Source organism: Lentzea atacamensis (assembly GCF_003269295.1).
Taxonomy (GTDB): domain Bacteria; phylum Actinomycetota; class Actinomycetes; order Mycobacteriales; family Pseudonocardiaceae; genus Lentzea; species Lentzea atacamensis.
The window spans coordinates 485,463-504,107 of record NZ_QLTT01000005.1 but is presented as its reverse complement, the minus strand read 5'-3'; the positions used below and the strand labels follow the sequence as shown (position 1 = coordinate 504,107).

General features: G+C 67.7%; 24 protein-coding genes and 2 pseudogenes. 14 read left to right on the top strand and 12 right to left on the bottom strand.

The window, feature by feature from the left end; translation table 11 throughout:
* Positions 1–36 precede the first annotated feature (36 nt).
* Together C8D87_RS25040 and surE are read left to right on the top strand one after the other, a co-directional pair.
* Complete coding sequence (locus tag C8D87_RS25040; RefSeq protein WP_112228588.1) at positions 37–942, top strand: 1-phosphofructokinase family hexose kinase; 906 nt, start codon at positions 37–39, stop codon at positions 940–942.
* A 4-nt stretch (positions 943–946) separates the two neighbouring features.
* A complete protein-coding gene (gene surE, locus C8D87_RS25035) occupies positions 947–1,702 on the top strand; it encodes a 5'/3'-nucleotidase SurE (RefSeq protein ID WP_112228587.1) in 756 nt (251 codons plus the stop codon).
* On the opposite strand, the gene C8D87_RS25030 is transcribed toward surE, so the two are convergent.
* From C8D87_RS25030 to C8D87_RS47925, 5 genes are read right to left on the bottom strand one after another with little or no spacing between them, the layout of a single operon-like run.
* Complete coding sequence (locus tag C8D87_RS25030; RefSeq protein ID WP_112228586.1) at positions 1,665–1,994, bottom strand: hypothetical protein; 330 nt, start codon at positions 1,992–1,994, stop codon at positions 1,665–1,667. The genes surE and C8D87_RS25030 overlap by 38 nt on opposite strands.
* 8 nt (positions 1,995–2,002) lie before the next feature.
* A complete protein-coding gene (locus C8D87_RS25025; protein ID WP_112228585.1) occupies positions 2,003–2,398 on the bottom strand; it encodes a DUF5313 family protein in 396 nt (131 codons plus the stop codon).
* Positions 2,395–2,844 (bottom strand): MarR family winged helix-turn-helix transcriptional regulator, encoded by a 450-nt coding sequence (locus C8D87_RS25020; protein WP_109640095.1) that lies wholly within the window; start codon positions 2,842–2,844, stop codon positions 2,395–2,397. Before C8D87_RS25020 ends, C8D87_RS25025 begins: the two co-directional genes overlap by 4 nt.
* A 16-nt stretch (positions 2,845–2,860) precedes the next feature.
* The gene (locus C8D87_RS47930; protein WP_233442273.1) at positions 2,861–3,016 is read right to left on the bottom strand and encodes an FAD-linked oxidase C-terminal domain-containing protein; all 156 of its coding nucleotides are present in this window, start codon (positions 3,014–3,016) and stop codon (positions 2,861–2,863) included.
* Positions 2,971–3,177: a hypothetical protein gene (locus tag C8D87_RS47925; protein WP_233442285.1), complete on the bottom strand. Its 207-nt coding sequence runs from the start codon at positions 3,175–3,177 to the stop codon at positions 2,971–2,973. Before C8D87_RS47925 ends, C8D87_RS47930 begins: the two co-directional genes overlap by 46 nt.
* Positions 3,178–3,286: 109 nt before the next feature.
* Here C8D87_RS47925 and C8D87_RS25010 point away from each other — a divergent pair, with 109 nt between their 5' ends.
* On the top strand, positions 3,287–4,114 hold the full coding sequence (locus C8D87_RS25010; RefSeq protein ID WP_112228583.1) for a glycosyltransferase family 2 protein: 828 nt from the start codon (positions 3,287–3,289) through the stop codon (positions 4,112–4,114).
* On the opposite strand, the gene C8D87_RS25005 is transcribed toward C8D87_RS25010, so the two are convergent.
* The 3 genes from C8D87_RS25005 to C8D87_RS24995 form a co-directional block, all read right to left on the bottom strand.
* The gene (locus tag C8D87_RS25005; protein ID WP_215732471.1) at positions 4,077–5,156 is read right to left on the bottom strand and encodes an aminotransferase-like domain-containing protein; all 1,080 of its coding nucleotides are present in this window, start codon (positions 5,154–5,156) and stop codon (positions 4,077–4,079) included. The two genes, C8D87_RS25010 and C8D87_RS25005, sit on opposite strands and share 38 nt — an antisense overlap.
* Positions 5,157–5,186: 30 nt before the next feature.
* Positions 5,187–6,383, bottom strand: coding sequence for a PI-PLC domain-containing protein (locus C8D87_RS25000; protein ID WP_233442272.1), 1,197 nt, complete (start codon positions 6,381–6,383; stop codon positions 5,187–5,189).
* A gap of 304 nt (positions 6,384–6,687) precedes the next feature.
* A complete protein-coding gene (locus C8D87_RS24995) occupies positions 6,688–6,975 on the bottom strand; it encodes a hypothetical protein (protein WP_112228580.1) in 288 nt (95 codons plus the stop codon).
* 361 nt (positions 6,976–7,336) lie between these two features.
* On the opposite strand from C8D87_RS24995, the gene C8D87_RS24990 reads away from it, so the two are divergent.
* Entirely contained in the window at positions 7,337–7,819 is a 483-nt protein-coding gene (locus C8D87_RS24990; protein WP_112228579.1) for a hypothetical protein, read from the top strand.
* A gap of 1 nt (position 7,820) precedes the next feature.
* On the opposite strand, the gene C8D87_RS24985 is transcribed toward C8D87_RS24990, so the two are convergent.
* The gene (locus C8D87_RS24985; RefSeq protein WP_109639991.1) at positions 7,821–8,024 is read right to left on the bottom strand and encodes a cold-shock protein; all 204 of its coding nucleotides are present in this window, start codon (positions 8,022–8,024) and stop codon (positions 7,821–7,823) included.
* A gap of 139 nt (positions 8,025–8,163) precedes the next feature.
* On the opposite strand from C8D87_RS24985, the gene C8D87_RS24980 reads away from it, so the two are divergent.
* The 8 genes and pseudogenes from C8D87_RS24980 to C8D87_RS24945 all read left to right on the top strand — a co-directional run.
* Complete coding sequence (locus C8D87_RS24980) at positions 8,164–9,264, top strand: acyl-CoA dehydrogenase family protein (protein WP_112228578.1); 1,101 nt, start codon at positions 8,164–8,166, stop codon at positions 9,262–9,264.
* Positions 9,264–10,265 (top strand): s-methyl-5-thioribose-1-phosphate isomerase, encoded by a 1,002-nt coding sequence (locus tag C8D87_RS24975; RefSeq protein WP_112228577.1) that lies wholly within the window; start codon positions 9,264–9,266, stop codon positions 10,263–10,265. Before C8D87_RS24980 ends, C8D87_RS24975 begins: the two co-directional genes overlap by 1 nt.
* Positions 10,262–10,918, top strand: coding sequence for an acireductone synthase (gene mtnC / locus C8D87_RS24970; RefSeq protein ID WP_112228576.1), 657 nt, complete (start codon positions 10,262–10,264; stop codon positions 10,916–10,918). The genes C8D87_RS24975 and mtnC overlap by 4 nt, the downstream gene beginning before the upstream one ends.
* A complete protein-coding gene (mtnB, locus tag C8D87_RS24965) occupies positions 10,915–11,511 on the top strand; it encodes a methylthioribulose 1-phosphate dehydratase (protein WP_267899885.1) in 597 nt (198 codons plus the stop codon). The genes mtnC and mtnB overlap by 4 nt, the downstream gene beginning before the upstream one ends.
* The gene (locus C8D87_RS24960; RefSeq protein WP_112228574.1) at positions 11,508–12,071 is read left to right on the top strand and encodes a 1,2-dihydroxy-3-keto-5-methylthiopentene dioxygenase; all 564 of its coding nucleotides are present in this window, start codon (positions 11,508–11,510) and stop codon (positions 12,069–12,071) included. The genes mtnB and C8D87_RS24960 overlap by 4 nt, the downstream gene beginning before the upstream one ends.
* A 129-nt stretch (positions 12,072–12,200) precedes the next feature.
* A complete protein-coding gene (locus C8D87_RS24955; protein ID WP_215732470.1) occupies positions 12,201–12,872 on the top strand; it encodes a polysaccharide lyase family 7 protein in 672 nt (223 codons plus the stop codon).
* A gap of 30 nt (positions 12,873–12,902) precedes the next feature.
* Positions 12,903–13,853, top strand: a complete 951-nt coding sequence (locus C8D87_RS24950; protein ID WP_112228572.1) for an asparaginase — start codon at positions 12,903–12,905, stop codon at positions 13,851–13,853.
* A 111-nt stretch (positions 13,854–13,964) separates the two neighbouring features.
* Positions 13,965–14,807, top strand: a pseudogene (locus tag C8D87_RS24945) (MFS transporter); the annotation flags it as partial.
* Between the two features lie 87 nt (positions 14,808–14,894).
* Here C8D87_RS24945 and C8D87_RS24940 read toward each other — a convergent pair.
* Together C8D87_RS24940 and C8D87_RS24935 are read right to left on the bottom strand one after the other, a co-directional pair.
* Complete coding sequence (locus C8D87_RS24940) at positions 14,895–15,287, bottom strand: nuclear transport factor 2 family protein (RefSeq protein ID WP_112228707.1); 393 nt, start codon at positions 15,285–15,287, stop codon at positions 14,895–14,897.
* 171 nt (positions 15,288–15,458) lie between these two features.
* Positions 15,459–16,703: an HNH endonuclease signature motif containing protein gene (locus C8D87_RS24935; protein WP_112228571.1), complete on the bottom strand. Its 1,245-nt coding sequence runs from the start codon at positions 16,701–16,703 to the stop codon at positions 15,459–15,461.
* Positions 16,704–17,054: 351 nt separating this feature from the next.
* Between C8D87_RS24935 and C8D87_RS47920 the strand changes: the two are divergent.
* Positions 17,055–17,900: pseudogene (locus C8D87_RS47920) on the top strand (helix-turn-helix domain-containing protein).
* Positions 17,875–18,048 (top strand): DUF397 domain-containing protein, encoded by a 174-nt coding sequence (locus C8D87_RS24920; protein WP_112228568.1) that lies wholly within the window; start codon positions 17,875–17,877, stop codon positions 18,046–18,048. Before C8D87_RS47920 ends, C8D87_RS24920 begins: the two are co-directional and overlap by 26 nt.
* Here the strand turns inward: C8D87_RS24920 and C8D87_RS24915 are convergent.
* Complete coding sequence (locus C8D87_RS24915; RefSeq protein WP_112228567.1) at positions 18,035–18,580, bottom strand: radical SAM protein; 546 nt, start codon at positions 18,578–18,580, stop codon at positions 18,035–18,037. The two genes, C8D87_RS24920 and C8D87_RS24915, sit on opposite strands and share 14 nt — an antisense overlap.
* Between the last annotated feature and the right edge of the window lie 65 nt (positions 18,581–18,645).

Genomic DNA, 18,645 nt, shown 5'->3' with positions numbered 1-18,645 from the left:
CGAATACTGTTCGCTCGCACCGGGTAACCGGCTGTCGTGGATGCCCGAGTTGCCGTTTTTGCCCCGTCCCCTCAGCTGACCGTCACCGTCGAGGATCTCGACGGCGAGCCCGACGTGCACCTGCACGCGGGCGGCCAGGGTTTCTGGCAGTCCAGGATGATCGCCTCGCTCGGCGTCGAGGCCGTGGTGTGCGCGGCGTTCGGCGGTGAGACCGGCCGCGTGCTGCGCACGTTGCTGGAAGGCGAGCACATCGACCTGCGCGCGCGTGAAGTCGCCGCGCGCAACGGCTCGTACGTGCACGATCGCCGTGACGGTGAGCGCTCCGAGATGGTCGAGATGCTGCCGGACGCGTTGTCCCGGCACGAGCTGGACGACCTGTACGAGTCGATGCTGGTGGAGGGCATCCGCGCGGGCACAGCCGTGCTGAGCGGGCCGTCCGACGACCGCGTGCTGCCCCACGAGACGTACTTCCGCCTCACCTCCGACCTGACGAGGAACGACTGCCGCGTCATCGTCGACCTGGCCGGCGAACGGCTGGCCGAAGCGGTGCGGGGTGGCCCGCACGTCGTCAAGGTGAGCCACGAGGAGCTGGGTGAGGAAGAGCTGCCCGAGCTGGTGCGGGCGTGCCGGAAGATCGCTTCTTCCGGCGTGCACGGCGTGGTGGTGTCGCGTGCCGACGAGCCGGCGTTGGCCCTGCTCGACGAGCAGCTGTACCTGGTGCGGATGCCTCGGCTGGAGCCCGTCGACACGCGCGGCGCCGGTGACTCCATGACCGCGGGGATTTCAGCGGGCCTCGCGCTGGGTATGTCGTTGGACGACGCGGTGAAGCTCGGCGCGGCGGCGGGCGCGGTGAACGTGACGCGGCACGGCCTCGGCAGTGGCGGGGGAGAAGCGGTGCGCGAGCTGAGCAAACGCGTGGAACTGGAGCCGATCGAGGAATGAGCGGATGCGCGCGCTGATCACCAACGACGACGGAATCGACTCTCCCGGTCTGCTGACCCTGGCCTCTGCCGCTGTCTCGTGCGGGCTCGACGTCGTCGTCGCGGCTCCCGCGACCCAGTCCAGCGGCACGAGCGCCTCGGTCGCGGCCGCCAGCGACACCGGCAGGGTGGTCAGCGAACGCCGTACGCTGCCCGGCCTCGACGCGGAGGCCCACGCGGTCGTCGCGCACCCGGCCCTGATCACGCTGATCGCGTGCCGCGGCGGGTTCGGCGGCAAACCCGACCTGGTGCTGTCCGGCGTGAACCTGGGCGCGAACGTCGGCCGCGCGGTCCTGCACTCAGGCACCGTCGGCGCCGCGCTGACCGGCCAACTCAACGACGTCTCGTCGCTCGCGGTGTCGCTCGACATCGGATTGGACGGGCCCGAACCGTTGTGGGACAAGGCGGATGAGGTCGTGCGCGCCGTGCTGCCGGTGCTGCTCGAGATGCCGGCCGCCACGGTGCTGTCGTTGAACGTGCCGAACATCGTTGACGTGCAAGGAATTCGCTGGGCGAAGCTGGCGCGGTTCGGCTCCGTGCAGAGCCGGGTGGACGAGGTGGACGAGAACGAGATCGAGCTCGTCACCGTGTACTCGGAGGAGTCGCTGGTGCCGGGCACGGACTCGGCCCTGCTGGCTTCCGGCTACGCGACGCTGACGCCGCTGAACTCGGTCTCCGAGGACGTCAGCGCGCCGCGTCCTTCCCCGGCCTGGCCAGTGTGATCACGAGCCCGATCAACGCGGTGCGAACCTCCAGGAAACCCTCGGTCGTCACGTCTTCGAGCGAGAAGGCCAGCATTCCGAACGACAGCAGTAAGAGGATTCCGTACATCCGCGCGAGGTCGTGCCGCCACGCCATCACGACGCCCAGCGCCCCGACCCCGATCTGGATCACGTGGTAGTCGGGGTCCAGGCCGAACACGTCGAACCAGCCGAGCGCGAGCTGCAGTACCCCAGCCGTCAGCGTCAGGATCTGTGGCCTCGTGAACTCCAGTTCGTTGCTCAGCAAGGCCATGGTCCGTCCTACCCTTCGAATCGCCGCCAGACCGCGTCGTACTTCGCTTGTCGTTCGCGATCCCGGCCGGCGTTTCGCTCCCGGCGTCCCGAGGTCGCCGATCCTCGCGGGTACCCGTACTTGGTGAGGCGGTAATCCACGCTTTCCGGCGCGTAGGACAACGCGAAGTACAGTCCTACAACGAAACCGAGCGCGCCGCACGCGATGGCCAGCGGCCACGGCGACCCGAGGCCGAACACCAGCGCCAGCGTGATGGCCGTCGTCAGCGGCGTGACCTGCACCAGACTTCGGACGGCGAAGCGCACCAACCACTTCGGACCGGTCACGTCCGCGTAGACGAACTCGCGGTACTTCTGGGGAACCCTACCGCCCGCGTAGTACCAGAGCTTCAGCGCCGGGTTCATCTCGTGGCCTTCGCGATCACTTTGTGCAGCACCTCGTTCAGCTGCGCGAGCTCCTCGAACGTCATGTCCAGCTGCTCCACGACCTTGAAGGGGATCTTCAGCGCCTCGGTGCGCAGTTCCCGGCCCTGCTCTGTGAGCGTCAGGGCCAGCGCGCGCTCGTCGCTCTTGTCCCTTTGGCGCTCGATGTAACCGATCGCCTCCAGCCGCTTGAGGAGCGGGCTGAGCGTGCCGGGGTCCAGCTGCAGCACGGTGCTGAGGTCCTTGACGGTGCGCGGTGACCGTTCCCAGAGGGCCAGCATCACCAGGTACTGGGGATGCGTGAGGTTGAGCGGCTCCAGGATCGGGCGGTACACCGCGATCACCGTGCGCGAGGCCACGGCGAGGGCGAAGCAGACCTGGCGCTCCAGCTCGAGCGGGTTCTCGGGAATACTTGGTGTACTAATCATTTGTGTACATAGTAACCTACGTCCTGCCAGGGTTGAAGAGGTGTAACGGGTCGAGCGTGTCTTTGACCGCGTGCTGTACGGCACAGACGTCGGGACCGAGCTCGCGGATCATGCTGTCGCGTTTGATCAGGTCGACGCCGTGCTCGCCGGCGACGGTGCCGCCGAGGTCCACGTCCTGGTCGATGATCTCCGCGAACGCTGCACGTCCTCTGTGGACTGTGGATGGAAGGCTGCGGCCGGGGCGCCGGCGGGCGCCCACTCGGCTTCGTCGTGGCTCAGGTTTTCCAGGGTGACGGGGTCGGTGAGCAGGCCGGGCAGGTCCAATGTCGTCATGACGGATCCAGCGCTCCGTGGGCGGCTTTGTGCACGACTCGTTCCAGTTCCGCGCCCCGTTCTTCCGGCGACAGGGTGTTGGAGGCCTGCTACGGGGTAGATGACAGGCATGGCCCGCACGACCGTCGTCATCGCCTCGCGGAACCGCTCCGCCAGCCTGCTGCGGACGCTCACGCACCTCAGCGAGCTGGCGGTTCCGGTGATCCTGGTGGACAACGCGTCCACCGACGACAGCGTCGCCCTTGTGCGGCAGCGGTTTCCGCACGTCGAGGTGCTGGAGTCGCCGGTGAACCTCGGCGCGGTCGGGCGCAACCTCGGCGTGCGGGCGGCGCGGACACCGTTCGTGGCCTTCGCGGACGACGACTCGTGGTGGGCACCCGACGCGTTCGAACGAGCCGAGCCGATCTTCGACGACCACCCGGACCTGGCGGTGATCGCCGCACGCACGCTCGTCGGACCTGCGGAAAAGCCTGACCCGATCACGCCGCTGCTGCGCCACAGCCCGCTCGGCCAGGGCGTCGCGGGACCCGCGGTGCTCGGGTTCATGGCCTGCTCGGCGATCGTGCGGCGGCAGGCGTTCCTGGAGGTGGGCGGCTTCAGCCCGGTGCTGTTCTTCCGCGGCGAGGAGACGTTGCTGTCGTGGGATCTCGCGGCGGCGGGGTGGGCGCTCTGCTACGTCGAGGACGTGGTGGCGCACCACCATCCGGTGGTGGAACGGGAGCCTGGCGGCGATCTCCTCGAGCGGCGCAACGCCGTGCTGGTGACGTGGATGAGACGGCCGGTGCACCGCGCGGTGGCGGCGTCGCTGAAGGACCCGCGGGCGTTCCGGGCCGCGGTGCCCCGGCTGCGCCAGGCGCTCCGGCAGCGGCGTGCGCTGCCGAAGCACCTGGAGCGGCAGATCAGGACAGCGAGCGGACCGCCGCGGCGAGACGCGTGATGCCCTCGTCGATCTGCTCCGGCGTGACGCCGGAGAAGGCGAGGCGCATGGCGTTGTCGCCGCCCTCCAGCAGGAAGTCCGAGCCCTTCACGAACTCGACGCCGTGCTCCTTGGCGACCCCGAACAGCTTCTCGATCGAGACACCCGGCAGCTCGACCCACATGAAGTAGCCGCCCTGCGGCGCGGTGAAGACCGCCTCCGGCAGTTCGCGCTTCAGTGCGGTGACGAGAGCGTCGCGGCGGGCCCGCAGCGCGGTGCGGACGTTGACGATCGACTCCTCGATGCGGCCGGAGCGGCAGTACGAGTTCACGATCGACTGCGCCACCATGTTCGGTGAGATGTACGTGGTGGTGGCGATGTCCTGGATCTTCTTGATGACCGTCGTCGGGCCGACCAGGTAGCCGCAGCGGATGCCGGGCGCCATGGTCTTCGAGAAGGACGAGGCGTAGACGACCTTCTCGTTCTCGTCCTGCGACAGCATGGTCGGCAGGGGCTCGCCCTCGAAGCGGACCTTGATGTACGGGTCGTCCTCGAACAGCACGAAGTCGTACTTGGCCGCGAGGTCGAGCAGACGCGCGCGCTTCGCCTCGGACAGCGTGTAGCCGGCCGGGTTGTGGAAGTTCGGGATGATGTGCGCGAGCGAGGGCCGCACACCGCTCTCGAGCAGCTGCTCCAGCGCGTCGACGTTGATGCCGTCGGTCTCCAGCTCGATGGCGTGGATCTTGGCGCCGCGCTGACGCAGGTTCAGCAGCGTGCGGTCGTAGGTCGGAGCCTCGACCACCACGTCGTCGCCCGGCTGGACGAGCAGCTCGAAGAGGAACGCGTCGGCCTGCATCGAGCCGTTGGTGACGAGCACCTGCTCCGGCTCGACGCCGTGCTGCTCCGCGAGCCACTGGCGCAGCGGCACATAACCAACGCTCGTGCCGTACGCGAACGTGCCGCCGGGGTCGTCGGTGAAGGCTTTCTGCGCTGCTTCGCGCAGGCCCTCCTGGTCGATGATGTCGAGAGAGGGTGCTCCGCGCGTGAACAGAATCGAGGCCATGCGCGGAGCGTACAACTCCCACGATTTGGGCTACGGCCTATATACGTATGAGTTGAGCTGCTGCACGGCCTGGGCCGCGTTGCCCAGGTGATAAAGATCGACCGACAGGTAGTTCGGCTTCTTCCTGGCGGCGGGCTGGCAGAACTGCTGGGCCCGGTTCGCGAGCTTGCTGTTGTCCGCAGTCGCCGTGCTGCCGAACGGAACGTCGCGGAAGTGGTTCATGACGAACAACGGCTGGAACGTGCCCGTCGCGGTGAGAGGTTTTTCATCCCATCGGCTGTAACAGGACCAGTCGGAGGTGCCCAGTCCCGATCCCATCGACCAGTGGTTCTCGACCGTCCAGTCCTTCTGGTACAGCACGCCGGAGTCCTCACGACCGTCCTTGCCGTGGTCGGTGAAGATGATCAGACGCTTGTTCGCGCTCACGAGCTGACTCCGGGTCGGCCACCCGTTCTCCCGCACGCCTTCCGCGCGGTAGAGGACGTCGTTCAGCCCCTGCACCCGGCGCAGTTCGCCGCGCAGCACGTCGGCGGACACGTAGTCCTCCAGGAACACCGTGACGATCTCGCTCCGATTGTTCCGGAGGAAATCAACGATTCGCTGGACGTCGACGTTGAGCGCCACCGGCTTGCTCACGAGCGTGCAGCTGTTGTGACACAGGATCGCGCCGTCCGGAGTCTGGTGGATGTCCAGCATGAAGCCCCGCACGCCGTCGTTCAGCTGCTGAACGATGCCACGCGTCTGGTTCTTGGCGAGGTTGATGAACGGCGGCGCGAACCCGCCGTCGACCCCGTTCGCATAGGCGTTGTGCGCGGTCAGGAATGTCATCTGGTCCAGTCGCGGATCCTGCGGCATCGGCTCGGTCCGGTTCACGACCGGTGTCAGGTACCAGCGCGTCTCACTGCCGAGACCGAAGAATTCCCATTGATCACCGAACTGCCGCGGCTCGTGAACCGTATCCCCCTGTGAGCACGAACCCATGGTGAGCTGACGGGTGATGCACTGGCCAGGCGAGTCGGTGTTCTCGAACCTCCCGTCACTCAGTCGCCATTGCTGGTGGTCTTCGTTGCCCTTCGGGCGGTGCAGGGCCACTCCAGTGCCGCTCTGGGCGACGTTGAGGCCGGTCCTGACACTGGTGATGTAGTACGTGCCCGACGGAGCCGCGTTCGCGGTCGCCGGCACCAGGGGAAGTAGCAGCAGGGCTGCGACAGCAGGGAGGTATCGCATGGTGACCAGAGTCACCCACATGAGTGAGACATGAAACGTCCTCAAGCGTTTGGACGTTTAACACTGTGGGTATTCCACGCACCGCCAGCGCCTCTTCACAGGTAGTACAACTCCAAGGCAGCCGTCGCCCAGCCGAAGGGTTAGGGCCGGTACTGAGCGCCGCCTTCACAAGCCGCGCAGGGTTCGACTCCCTCGGTTGCCGCGAACTTCGTCGCCCACCCGCGGCGAGAAGTACAGGCGTCGTGGTCGACGGACCGCGGCGCCTTTCTCGTTCGGAAGGACGGCGGTCCCTCGCGGGCCGTGGTCAGAACGGTGGATCGCCACCTGATGCGAAGTCGGCCGCTTCCTGGCCCGGTGGGTCGCCTCGGCGTTTACCCAGGGCGCGCAGGCGGTCGCCGACGTACTCGAGGGCCTCGCGCAGCTGGTCCGTGGACGCCTCGGCGCGGCGGTCAACGCCCATCAGGTCATTCAGTTCCCGGTTGACCGAGCCGGGATGGCGGCTGGTCTCCCTGGCGAGCACGAAGGCCGCCTTGTCGAGCGAGCTTCGCAGCGACTGCTTGGCCGTCCGGGACGCGGCCTGCCGGGCGCTCACCGCGCCGCCCGCCGGCCACGGCCTCGCTCAGCCGTTCCCGCAGGTACCGCAGCGCCGCCAGGAGCTGCTCCTCGGTGGCCCTGCGGCGGGTCCGCACCCCGATCCGTCGGTTCACCTCGAGATCGACCTCCCGCGGTTCGCGCCGGGTCCAGCGGGCGAGCAGGGCGACGTCGGCGTTCACCGCGGAACGAAGCGACAGGGTGCACGGCAGTACCAGCCTCTCGATCATCATCGGTCTCCGATGGAACTCTGTGTGACAACACGATGACAGACAGGTCTGACATTTCTGGAAGCCCAGCTCAGGGCCTGTTTCAGGGGCATCCAGGATCCGCCGCCATCCCGCAGCCGGGACGATCGACCGGTGAACGAACCGGGGGAGGGGCTGCTGCGGATCACCGGCATCGCATCGGTGGTCTTCACGATCGGCACCGCAGTGCACGCGTTCGTGATCATCAACGACCAAACGCTGCAACGGATGTTCGAACTGGCGGGAGCGGAGCCCGTGCCGGGCTTCCTGACGGTGTTCCGCGCGGTCGGCTGCCTCTACGTCGCGGGCAACGCACTGGGCGTCCTCGCCCTTCAGGGCAAACCGAGAACGTGGCTCTTCTGGGTCGTCATCACGGTCAACGCCACCCAAGCCGCAGGCGTGCTCATGGTCCCGCCGGAGATGTGGACGGCAGTGCGGGAGGCGTACGGGATCCCGGGCAGGCTGCCGTCGCTGATCACCGACGGCGGCGCGCTGGTCCTCGTCGTCACCCTGGCCGGCACCGCGATCGCCACGAGGTCCGTCCGGACACAAAAGAAGCCCGCCCGGAAACACACCGAGCGGGCCGCGAAGAGGTGAATCAGATGGCGCGGACGGCCTGCGCCTGCGGTCCCTTCTGACCCTGACCGATCTCGAACTCCACGCGCTGCTTCTCCTCCAGCGACTTGAAGCCGTTGCCCTCGATCTGCGAGTAGTGCACGAAGACATCCGGACCACCGCCGTCCTGCGCGATGAATCCGAAGCCCTTCTCGCCGTTGAACCACTTCACGGTGCCCTGCGCCATACCAATTGCTCCCTAGAGTTGGTGCCCCCGCCGAGCGGGGCGCGCGGGCAGTCTGCCAGCGGACGGTCTCTCTCACATGGTGGTTAGCCCGGTGGTGTGACGAAGTAAGTTGAACCGGGTACCACCGAGAGGAGCAGGGATGACGAACTGGCTGGACGTCGCGCACGACGTGGCGGCGACGCTCAGGTCCGACGCGGCGGACAGGGACCGGGCCAACCAGCCACCCGCCAAAGAGGTGGAACTGCTCCGCCAGAGCGGCCTGCTGAACGTCCAGGACTGGGCGCAGCAGCAGAAGATCAACCGGATCGTCGGGGCCGCCGACGCGAACGCCGGACACCTCCTCGGGTACCACTACCTGCAGATCTGGCGCAGCGGGCTGTTCGACGTCCCGTTCAGCAAGGCCCCCGACCAGTTCTGGGCCGGCGTCAGCAACCCCCTCGACGCGGCCCTCGAGCTGACGCCCACCGACACCGGCTTCCTCCTCAACGGCCGCAAGACCTTCGCGACCGGCGCGGCACTGGCCGACCGGATCGTGGTCAGCGCGACCCGCACGGACAACGGCGAGAAGCTCACGTTCCTGCTCGACGGCAAGGCAGACGGAATCACCTACCTGGACGACTGGGACAACATCGGGCAGCGGCTCACCGCGTCCGGTGGCGTCAGCTTCTCCAACGTCGAGGTGACCGAGATCCTCGGCGTGCAGCCGGCGAACGAGGACCCGCGGATCAGCCTCGCCGCGATCGGCTTCCAGCTCGTCCTCGCCCAGCTCTACGTCGCCATCGCGGAGGGCGCCCTGCTCGAAGCCGCCGACTACACCCGCACCAAGACCCGCCCGTGGTTCGTGAGCGGGGTCGAACAGGCCACCGAGGACCCGTACATCGTCGCCGCGTACGGCGAGATGGTCTCCCAGACGAGGGCGGCGGGCCTGCTCGCGGACGAGGCCTCGAAGCAGCTGTGGGAAGCGAGCGAGCTCGGCCGGAACCTCACCCCGGCGAAGCGGGGAGAGGTCGCCGTCACGATCTCCGGGGCCAAGGTCGTCAGCACCAAGCTCGTCAACGACGTCACCAGCCGGATCTTCGAGCAGATCGGTGCGCGCGGAACGGCCGCCAAGTACGGCGTCGACCGCTTCTGGCGCAACGCCCGCACGCTCACGCTGCACGACCCGGTGGTCTACAAGGCCCGCGAGGTCGGCGAGCACTTCCTCACCGGTGCCCGCCCCGCCCACACCGGGTACAGCTGATGCAGCCGGTGCTCGCCGACTCGGTCAGGCTCACCGACGACGGCGTGCTGATCCTCGACCGCCGCGAGTTCCCGTTCGAACGCAACTGGGTGCTCTGCCGGACGGCCGAGGACGTCGCGCAGGCCATCGTGGACATGGTCACCCAGTCCTCCGGCCCGTACTTCGCGGTCCTCTACGGCATGGTCCTCAAGGCCAGAACCCTTGAGGGCAAACCGTTCGCCGTAGCCCGCGAAGAGCTCGCGAAAACCGCGCGGCTGCTCGAGGACACCAGACACACGAACAACGCACTGCGCAAGGCCACGAAGATCGTCCTGGAAGCCGTCGACCAGGCCCAGGACATCAGGCAAGCACTGCAGGGCGCGCACAACGGCGATGCGGCCTACCGGGCGAAGAGCCAGGCCCTCGGCGAGCACACGGCGAACCTGCTGCCCCAGCAGGCCACCGTCCTCACGCACTGCTGGGCCGACCTCTACCTCACCGAGACGGTCAGGGCCGCCCGGCAGCAGGGCAAGCAGCTCAGGTTCTTCTGCACCGAGACCAGGCCCTACCTGCAGGGAGCACGGCTCACCGCCGAGACGTTGATCGAGATGGGCGTGGACACGACGCTCATCACGGACGGCATGGGCGCGGCCGTGCTGCAGTCGGGCGAAGTGGACGCGTTGGTGACGGCCGCCGATCGCGTCACGATGGACGGGCACGTCGTCAACAAGGTCGGCACACTGGGGCTGGCCGTGGCGGCGCACGCGTTCGGCGTACCGTTTCACGCCCTGGTGCAGGCACCGGACCGGCAGGCGCCGACCGCGGCGGACGTGCCGATCGAACACCGTGACGGCGCGGAGGTGCTGCAGGTGCTCGGCAGGCCGAGCGCCACGCCGCGGGTGAAAGGGCTGTACCCGGCGTTCGACGTCACGCCGCCGAGGTTCGTCACGGACGTGGTGACGGACCGAGGGGTGTTCGACGCCGGGGAGCTGGACAAGTACTACGAGGGAGAACAGCGGTGAGCAAGTGGGTCGTGCTCGACATCGAGGGCACGCTGAGCGCGACGGACCAGGTGCTGGTCGTCCTGTACGACTACGCCCGGCCGAGGCTCGGGCCGTGGATCTCCGAGCACGGTGACGACCCGGTTGTCGCCGACGCCGTCAAGCAGATCAAGGAACTGAGCGGCCACGACGACGTCGTCAAGGCGCTGCATGACTGGATGGACGCGGACCAGAAGGTCACGCCCCTCAAGACGTTGCAGGGCCTCATCTGGCAGCAGGGCTACGCGCAGGGCGACCTCGTCGCGGAGTTCTTCCCGGACGTGGTCCCGGCGCTGCGCAAGTGGCACGACGACGGCGTGAAGCTCGCGATCTTCAGCTCCGGCTCGGTCGCCGGTCAGATCGCGTTCTTCAAGCACACCACCGACGGCGACCTGACGCCGTTGCTGGAGCACCACTTCGACACGGTCAACGCGGGCCCGAAGCGCGAGGCCGCGTCGTACCACAAGATCGCGGAAGTCCTGCAGTCCGACGACATCACGTTCTACAGCGACGTGCCTGCCGAGCTGCACGCCGCGCAGGAGGCGGGCTGGAAGACGGTCGGCGTCGCGCGCGCCGGTGAGCCGTACGGCAACGCCGACTTCACGCCGCACCCGACCGTGTGGGAGCTCTCGTGACAGCGGAGCTCGCCAGGGAGTGCGCGCGCTATGCCGCGATGGGCTGGATGCGTGGCACGTCGGGCAACCTCTCCGTGGTGCTGCAACGGGATCCGTTGCGGCTCGCGGTCACGGTCAGCGGCGTCGACAAGGGTGAGATCACCGAGAACGACAGCGTGGTGATCGACGAGAACGGTGAAGCGGTCGGCAGCGACAAGGCCCCGTCCGCCGAGGCCGGCCTGCACGCCAGGATCGCCAGGGTCGCCGGAGCGTGCGCCGTCGTGCACGTCCACGCGCTGGCACCGGTCGTCGCGGCCGAGCACTGGCCGGACGGCGTCGTCCTCAAGGACCTCGAAATGCTCAAGGGTTTCGGCCGCCACGACCACGAAGAGGTCGTCGTCCCGGTCGTCCGGAACTCGCAGGACATGGTCGAGCTGGGTGACGCCTTCGAGAAGGGCTTCGACCCGCGGACGCCGGCCTTGCTCGTCGCGCGGCACGGGGTGTACGTCTGGGGTGACGACCTGATCCAGGCCCGGCACCGCCTGGAATGCCTGGAGTGGCTGCTGCGCTTCAAGGTGGAGACGCGAGACATCTTTACGGGGAGGCACGCATGACGCTGCTGACGGTGTGGCCGGACTCCGGCCCCGAGGAGACCCTCGTCCGCACGACCGACCCGGAGGAGATCGCCACCGCGCTCAAGGAGCACGGCGTGCGCTTCCACCGCTGGTCCGTTGTGGACGGTGTGACGGCCGAAAACGCCTTGCAGATCTACGAGTCCGAAGTCGCCCGCGTCAGCGAGACGGAGGGGTACACCTACGTCGACGCGATGGAGATGACCCCTGCGGACACGGACGAGTACCGCGCGAAGGCCGTCGAGTTCCGCAACAAGTTCCTCGCCGAGCACACGCACGATGACGACGAGGACCGCTACTTCGCCCGTGGCGCAGGCGTTTTCTACCTGCACATCGGTGACAAGGTGTACGCGGTGTTCTGCGAGGCGGGCGACCTGCTGAGCGTTCCGGCGAACACCACGCACTGGTTCGACATGGGCACCACGCCGGACTACGTGTCGATCCGGTTCTTCCACGACGACGACGGCTGGGTCGGCAACTTCACCGGCAGCGACATCGCGACGAAGTTCCCGACCTTCGACGAGATCCGTTCAGGGCTGTGACGTTCATGTACGGGAAAGGTTCAGCCTGCTGAATTCCGTTCCGGAAACTGGCCGAATCATTGATCCCTCCGGTCTCCGCGCCCCACAGTAGTGGTCTAGACCGCTAATCCGAGGCCGGAGGGATTCAACGTGGAAACCCCTGCACTGCGCCGCTCCATGCTCGCCCTCGCACTGACCGCACCCCTGCTCGTCGCGCCGGCGGGCCAAGCCTTCGCCCAGCCGCCGTCGGTCCAGTGGACGTCGACGCCGTACAGCTACGACGTGCAGAAGCCGCACAACCTGCCGACGAGCGCGCGCTACAAGTTCGAAGGCGGCGTCCACACCATGTGGGTCTACGACTACGACGCGCCGCACACCCCAGGCAGCCCAACGGATCCGCGCACCGAGCTCCGGTTCCACCAGGAGTACACGAGCGGCCAGCGCGCCTGGCAGGGCGAGATCTTCATCCCGAGCGGCGTCAGCGGCCCGACGGTCGTGCAGATCCTGCGCGAGAACCGCCCGGCCGGCACCCGCGCCACCGACATCATGCTCAACGTCGCCAACATCAACGGCGGCACGCTGCGCAAGGACAGCAACCAGGTCATCGCGACCGGCATCTACAACAAGTGGTTCACCATCCGCATCGAGCACACCGCGGTCGCCGGTGGCCGCGGCACGACGCGGACCTACTACAACGGCTCGCTGAAACTGACCCACGCCGACGAAGGTCCCGCCAACCGGTACTTCAAGAACGGCGTCTACCACCACGGCAGCGGCCGCGCGGAGGCCCGTTTCCGCAACATCACCTACTGGCGCCAGTGATCATTTCTTGCGGGACCCTAAGGTGAGCGTATGAGCTCACAGGTGGCGGTGGCATCGCTCGGCGGCACGATCACGATGACGGGCTCCGGCGCGGTGTCACCGACACTCGGCGCGAAAGACCTGGTCCAGGGCCTCGAAGTGGGCGAGATCGCCACCCTGGCGACGACTCCCGGCGCCTCGCTCACCTTCACCACGCTGCTGGAGGCCTTCGACTGGGCCAACGAGCAGGTCTCCAGGGGCGCGCAGGGCGTGGTGATCATCCAGGGCACCGACACCATCGAGGAGACCGCGTACTTCTTCGACTGCCTGTGGCCGCACGAGGAACCTCTCGTCGTCACCGGCGCCATGCGACACCCCGGCCTGCCCGGCGCGGACGGCCCGGCGAACCTCGCCGCCGCGGTAGCAGTGGCAAGCGCCCCCGGCTCCGGTGGCCGCGGCGCCCTGCTCGTCCTCAACGACGAGATCCACGCCGCCCGCTGGGTCCGCAAGTCCCACAGCAGCCTGCCGAGTGCCTTCGAGTCGTTCCCAGGACCGCTGGGTCTGGTCGTGGAAGGCCGGCCGCACTACTTCCACCCGGCGCACCGCCTGCCCGCGCTGCCACGCCCTCAGGAGGTGCCCGCGGTGCCGCTGGTCGAAGCGACGCTGGACGACGACGGCTCGTTGCTCGACTGGCTCAACGTGGGCGGAGTCGTCGTGGCGGCAACGGGCGTCGGACACGTCTCGGAGGGCATGGCCGAAGCGATCTCGCGCGCCCGGTTCCCGGTCGTGGTGGCGACGCGGACCGGCGCAGGGACCACGTTCCGCGCCACCTACGGCTTCAGCGGCTCCGAATCGGACCTGATCGCGCGCGGCGCGGTGATGGCCGGATGGTTGTGCCCGCGCAAGGCTCGTGTGCTGCTACGGCTCACCCTTGGCGCGGAGCAGCCGGTCGAAGCCGTCTTCGCGAACCGGGGCAGCGTCTTCCTGTCGCACTGCCGGTGAGGTCGGATTCTCGCCAGCGCTGAGGGACGTCGGTTCCCAACACTGGTCGACGTGACCATCGATCAATCCGTGAAGGCTCCCGTCCGGCTACGTGGCCACGTCGTCCTCTTCATGTCTCTCGCGGCCGCATTGGGAACGTCCACGCTGTACCCGTTGCAGCCCGCGATAGCGGACGTGGCGCACTCGATGGGTGCGCAGATCACCGCTGTCGGAGTCGCGCTCGCGTGTGGACCGGCCGGATACATGGCCGGGCTGGGCCTGCTGGTCCCGCTGGTCGACCGGTTCGCGCCGTCGCGCGTTCTTTCGGCACAGTTCGGGGTTCTGGCAGCGGTGCTGGCGGCGAGTGCCGTGGCCGGCGGCGTGGTGGTGCTGGGAGCGCTGACCGGTTTGGTGGGAGCGTGCTCAGCCGTGGGCGCCGGTCTCAGCTCGGTGGCGGGCAGGCTCGCTCCGGAGAACCGGCGCGCGACAGTTCTCGGCATCGTGACCGCCGGGATCTCGGCCGGGATCCTGACCGGCCGGATCGCCGGCGGCTGGTTGACAGACGAGATCGGCTGGCGCGCAACGCTTCTCGTGTTCGCCACTGCCTGCGCACTCGTCGCAGCGGGTTGCCTGCTGCTGGTGCCGCCTGCGCGCAGTGGCACCGCTCTCCGGTACGGCGCCACCCTGCGTTCCCTGCCCGGTCTGTTCGCCCGGCACGCCGTGCTCAGGGGCGCGGCCACCGGAGGCGCCCTGTGGTTCTTCGCCTTCTGCGCCCTGTGGTCGGGGTTGGCGGTGGTTCTCTCGCAGCCACCGTACTCGTACTCCGCTGAGCGGATCGGACTGTACGCGCTGGCCGGTGTCTCGGGCGTGCTGGCGACCAGGGTCGCCGGCGCCTGGACGGACCGTGCCGGCGCCCGCCGCGTGATCCTGGTCGGCCTGGCCGTGGCGGGCGTGGCTGCTGCCGTCATGGCCTGCACGCTCGCGAGCACCGCCGCCACCATCGTCTGCCTGCCACCGCGGCGATCACCGCGGCGGCCATCGGGGCCGCCGCGGTGCAGACCGTCAGGCGGGCGAGCAGGCGTCCACAATCGCCGCGGTGTCGAAGTAGAAGGGGCGAACCTCTGTGATGTGCCCGTCTTCGACGGTGATCGCCTGCAAGATCGGGAAGTGGAGTTCACGGCCAGTGGTCCGGGCACGTGCGCGTACCTGAGTCAGGACGACGAGCGGGCTGGTGGTTGCCAGGACTTTCTGGTCCTCCATGTCGAACGTGTCCCACGTCCGGCTCATGGCGCGGAAGAACTGCTCCAGACCTTCGTGGCCACGCCAGACTCCACCGTAGGGCAGGGAATCAGCCTGGTACAGCACGACGTCTGGGGCGAAGAACGGCGCGAGCGGGGCGAACGACGCACTTCCCGGGCCACCCGCGGCGAGGTACTCGGCCTCCGCCGCGTACATGCCTTTCAGCACTGACAGGGCGGGTGTTGTCGATGACGTGGTCATACCGACCACTGTGGGTCATCACATCATGCTGTGCTGGCGGAAATTCGCCATCGCGTCCGCGCCGCTGACGCGACGATCCTGCGCACCCGTCCACACCTGGACCCGTTGCCGGCAAACCTTGTGGCACTAGGCGTGGAGCGGGACACGGTTCACCCGCCCAAGTGGTGTGATCGGTTCGGGCTCCCGCACGTCGTGGGGTCTGTGCAGCTGGTTGTTGCGTGGTCTTCGCTGAGGGTCGATGAACGCGGGCGGCCGGAACACCGGTAGGCCGCCGATCATCTGGATTTGCCAGTCGGAGTGGTGGACGAGGTCGTGGTGGCGGCGGCAGAGCAGCACCAGGTTGTTCAGATTGGTCGGGCCGCCGTTTGCCCAGTGGTGGATGTGGTGGGCTTCGCAGTGGCTGGGTGGTCTGGTGCAGCCGGGGAAGGCGCAACCTTGATCCCTGGCGACGAGCATGCGGCGTAGCCCGGAGTTGAGCGCTCTGGTTTTGCGGCCGACGTCGTGGATCTGGGAGCGGCTGCCGAGCAGCATCGGGATCACCCCGCTGTCGCAGGCGATTTTGCGGACCTGGTTCATCGGGAGGTGGTCGCCGTTGTCCAGCCGGGCGGTGCCGATGGCGGCGCGGAGCTTGTCGTAGTCGACGGTGACGGTGAGCTGGACGCGTTCGCCGCCGTGGATGCGGTGCTGGTCGGCGCGCAGCGCGAGGTCGACGATCTCGCAGAACGCGTCGCCTTCCCGTTCCGGTGCGTACCGGAGGTCCTCGGGTGCGGGCTTGGCCAGTGGGTCGAGCAGTGCGTCGAGCTTGGCGCCGGTCTCCAGGTCGAGGTCGGCGAACAGCTGATAGCGGCCGCCTTGCCGGCGGCGGCGCAGGATGTTGCGCGGTTGGACGGGTTCGGGGTCTTTGGGTTCGGGCCCGTCTTGGTCGAGGTGGTAGGCGAGCTGCTTGCCGAAGGCTTTGGCTGAGCGGGGTTCGTGTTCGAGTGCGTACCGCACGAGGTGTTCCTCGGCTACGGCGGGCAGTTCGGCCATCGCCTCGGCCAGTACGTCGACGTGGTCTTCGGACAGCGCGCCCTCGGCCATCGCGGCCGCGATCCCGGGCAGTACCGGCTCGACCAGGGAACCGGTCGGGGTCATCGTGGGGCACAAGGCCGCTGCCTGCTTGAGCTTGCGGCGAGTGACCTTGGGATCCCATCGCAGGGTGTGCTTGAAGACCTCGACGAGATCCTTGTATCCCAACGTCTCCGCCGCACCTTGCTGCTGCAGCGCGCCGATGATCTCCAACACCTGGAATTGAAGTTGTTGCAGTGCACGGACTTTCCGCTTGAGCTCGTCGAGGAGCTCAAGCGGGGAGGCGAGTCCGAGGGCGGGCATGTGTCCATTGTGGCAGGAACACGTGTTCGAATTCTATTCCACAATCGGGTGAACGTGCAGGTCAGCGCCCTATGGCACCGTGCACGCACACTCTCTCTAGTACGCAACACGCGCCCAGCAACCACCTGCGCAACCGGCCCTCACCGCACGCAGTAGGACCACGCCCCGCAACCACCTACGCACGGCGACCACAGAAATTCGGTCCGGCACACGCCCGACGAAGGAGGGCATGTGCCAGGTCGCCGAAGGCGAAGCCGTGCTGCCCCAACGCAACCGCCGCCCAACGCCAACAACGCTTTCACCCGAACGAGCCCGTTTCGTGGTTTGAATCCAAGCCCTAGCTTCGGACGCATGACCGCGATCATTTCCACGCCGTACAGCCGGGATCTAGGCGATGAGCTGCGCCGCCTGAGGGAGTCCTGCACCTCGTTCAACGGCCGCGCGATGGCCGTCCAGCTCGGCTGGGATCCGAGCAAGGTCTCCGACATCGAGCTCGGCAAGGTGCGCGCGAGCGAGATCGACCTCGTGCAGTTCCTGACGACGTGCGGCAAGGACATCGACTTCTTCGAGGAGTTCCGGCGCCGCTATCACAACGCCTTCGACCTGTACTTCGCTCAGGTGCCGGACAACCTGCGCACACTCGCGATGACGGAGGCGATGGCCACGAAGATCTTCTCCTACAAGGTCATGACCGTTCATGGCCTTTTGCAGACAGAGCGCTATGCGCGTGAACTGTTCGTCGACTCCCACATCGAGGCACCTGAGGACATCGAGGAGTACGTCCAGGGACGCATGGAGTGACAGGCCGTCCTGAGGCGGCCCAACCGCCCGGAGTGTCTGTTCTACGTGCACGAACTCGCACTGCGGATGCAGTTCGGCGACGCTCAGCTCTGGGAAGGCCAGTACCTGCGTCTGCTCTTCAACACCCACATCCTCCGGATCGTGCCCGCGAACGTCAGCGCGTTCCGCTCCGCGGCCACGCTGTACGAGTTCGGCAAGGCTGCTCCGGTGGTGTACAGCGAAACCGACACAGCGAGGGTGTACGCGCAGGACAGCGTGGCCATCGCACGGACCAGGAGGCTCTTTCAGCGGCTGGATGCCGTCGCCTTGGATGAGGAACAATCGAAGCGCAAGCTGGCTGAGTACGTCAGCGGACTTCGAGAGGACACCCATGGCGGCGGAACGGACCTGGCGTAAGAGCAGCTACAGCAGCGGTGGTACCGGAGACAGCTGCGTCGAGGTCTCGCTCGCTCAGGACGCGCTCGTGCGGGACACCAAGAACGCGAGCGGTGACGTTCTCGCGTTCTCGACCCCCGCCTGGCGCGCCCTGATCAACTGGCTCTGACGACCGACGTGTTCGCGGTCTCCACGGTCACCCGGACCGACTGCGGAGCCAGCGACTGCAGGTACTGCGCGTGGTCCGGCCCGATCGTGTCGCTGAACGCGATGAACGTCAGGTGCGGCAGCTCGAACGCGGTGGTGGCGCAGAAGTCCTCCAGCCGGTCGAACCCGCGCCGGATGCCCGTGGCGTCCAGCCCGAACACGGCGTGCCGGTCGAGCTTCGCGGCACCGATGTCGAGCAGGTGCAACGCGTGCATGGCGTGGGTGAACGCCATCGCGCACACCTCGATGCGCGCACACGACACCAGCAAAGTCCTGACCATCGACGGATGCAGCGACTTGCCGGAAGTGCGCAGCACGACGTCGATCCCGGCGGCGCGGAACATCTCGACGATCTCGAACAGGCCCGGCACGCCGAGGGGCTCCCCTCCGCCCAGCGTGACGGTCTCCGGTCGCATCGAGACGAGCGCCCGAGTGATGTGCAGCATTCTCTCGTGGCTGAGCCGCGCGTGTGCGACGTCCCAGGTGATGTCCATGCGGTCTGGCCCCCTTCGGCGGATGACGCCGATCGAAGCGGGGGACGTGTCCCGCCGTCAGGTGA

Coding starts and splice junctions, on each gene's coding strand:
- C8D87_RS24980 (WP_112228578.1), top strand. CDS start 8,164: ATGACGAACTGGCTGGACGTCGCGCACGACGTGGCGGCGACGCTCAGG.
- C8D87_RS25010 (WP_112228583.1), top strand. CDS start 3,287: ATGGCCCGCACGACCGTCGTCATCGCCTCGCGGAACCGCTCCGCCAGC.
- C8D87_RS24915 (WP_112228567.1), bottom strand. CDS start 18,580: ATGGACATCACCTGGGACGTCGCACACGCGCGGCTCAGCCACGAGAGA.
- C8D87_RS47925 (WP_233442285.1), bottom strand. CDS start 3,177: ATGACGACATTGGACCTGCCCGGCCTGCTCACCGACCCCGTCACCCTG.
- C8D87_RS24960 (WP_112228574.1), top strand. CDS start 11,508: ATGACGCTGCTGACGGTGTGGCCGGACTCCGGCCCCGAGGAGACCCTC.
- C8D87_RS24985 (WP_109639991.1), bottom strand. CDS start 8,024: ATGGCGCAGGGCACCGTGAAGTGGTTCAACGGCGAGAAGGGCTTCGGA.
- C8D87_RS25030 (WP_112228586.1), bottom strand. CDS start 1,994: ATGGCCTTGCTGAGCAACGAACTGGAGTTCACGAGGCCACAGATCCTG.
- C8D87_RS25025 (WP_112228585.1), bottom strand. CDS start 2,398: ATGAACCCGGCGCTGAAGCTCTGGTACTACGCGGGCGGTAGGGTTCCC.
- C8D87_RS25000 (WP_233442272.1), bottom strand. CDS start 6,383: ATGCGATACCTCCCTGCTGTCGCAGCCCTGCTGCTACTTCCCCTGGTG.
- C8D87_RS24975 (WP_112228577.1), top strand. CDS start 9,264: ATGCAGCCGGTGCTCGCCGACTCGGTCAGGCTCACCGACGACGGCGTG.
- surE (WP_112228587.1), top strand. CDS start 947: ATGCGCGCGCTGATCACCAACGACGACGGAATCGACTCTCCCGGTCTG.
- C8D87_RS24950 (WP_112228572.1), top strand. CDS start 12,903: ATGAGCTCACAGGTGGCGGTGGCATCGCTCGGCGGCACGATCACGATG.
- C8D87_RS24935 (WP_112228571.1), bottom strand. CDS start 16,703: ATGCCCGCCCTCGGACTCGCCTCCCCGCTTGAGCTCCTCGACGAGCTC.
- C8D87_RS25005 (WP_215732471.1), bottom strand. CDS start 5,156: ATGGCCTCGATTCTGTTCACGCGCGGAGCACCCTCTCTCGACATCATC.
- C8D87_RS24920 (WP_112228568.1), top strand. CDS start 17,875: ATGGCGGCGGAACGGACCTGGCGTAAGAGCAGCTACAGCAGCGGTGGT.
- C8D87_RS25020 (WP_109640095.1), bottom strand. CDS start 2,844: ATGATTAGTACACCAAGTATTCCCGAGAACCCGCTCGAGCTGGAGCGC.
- C8D87_RS24940 (WP_112228707.1), bottom strand. CDS start 15,287: ATGTACGCGGCGGAGGCCGAGTACCTCGCCGCGGGTGGCCCGGGAAGT.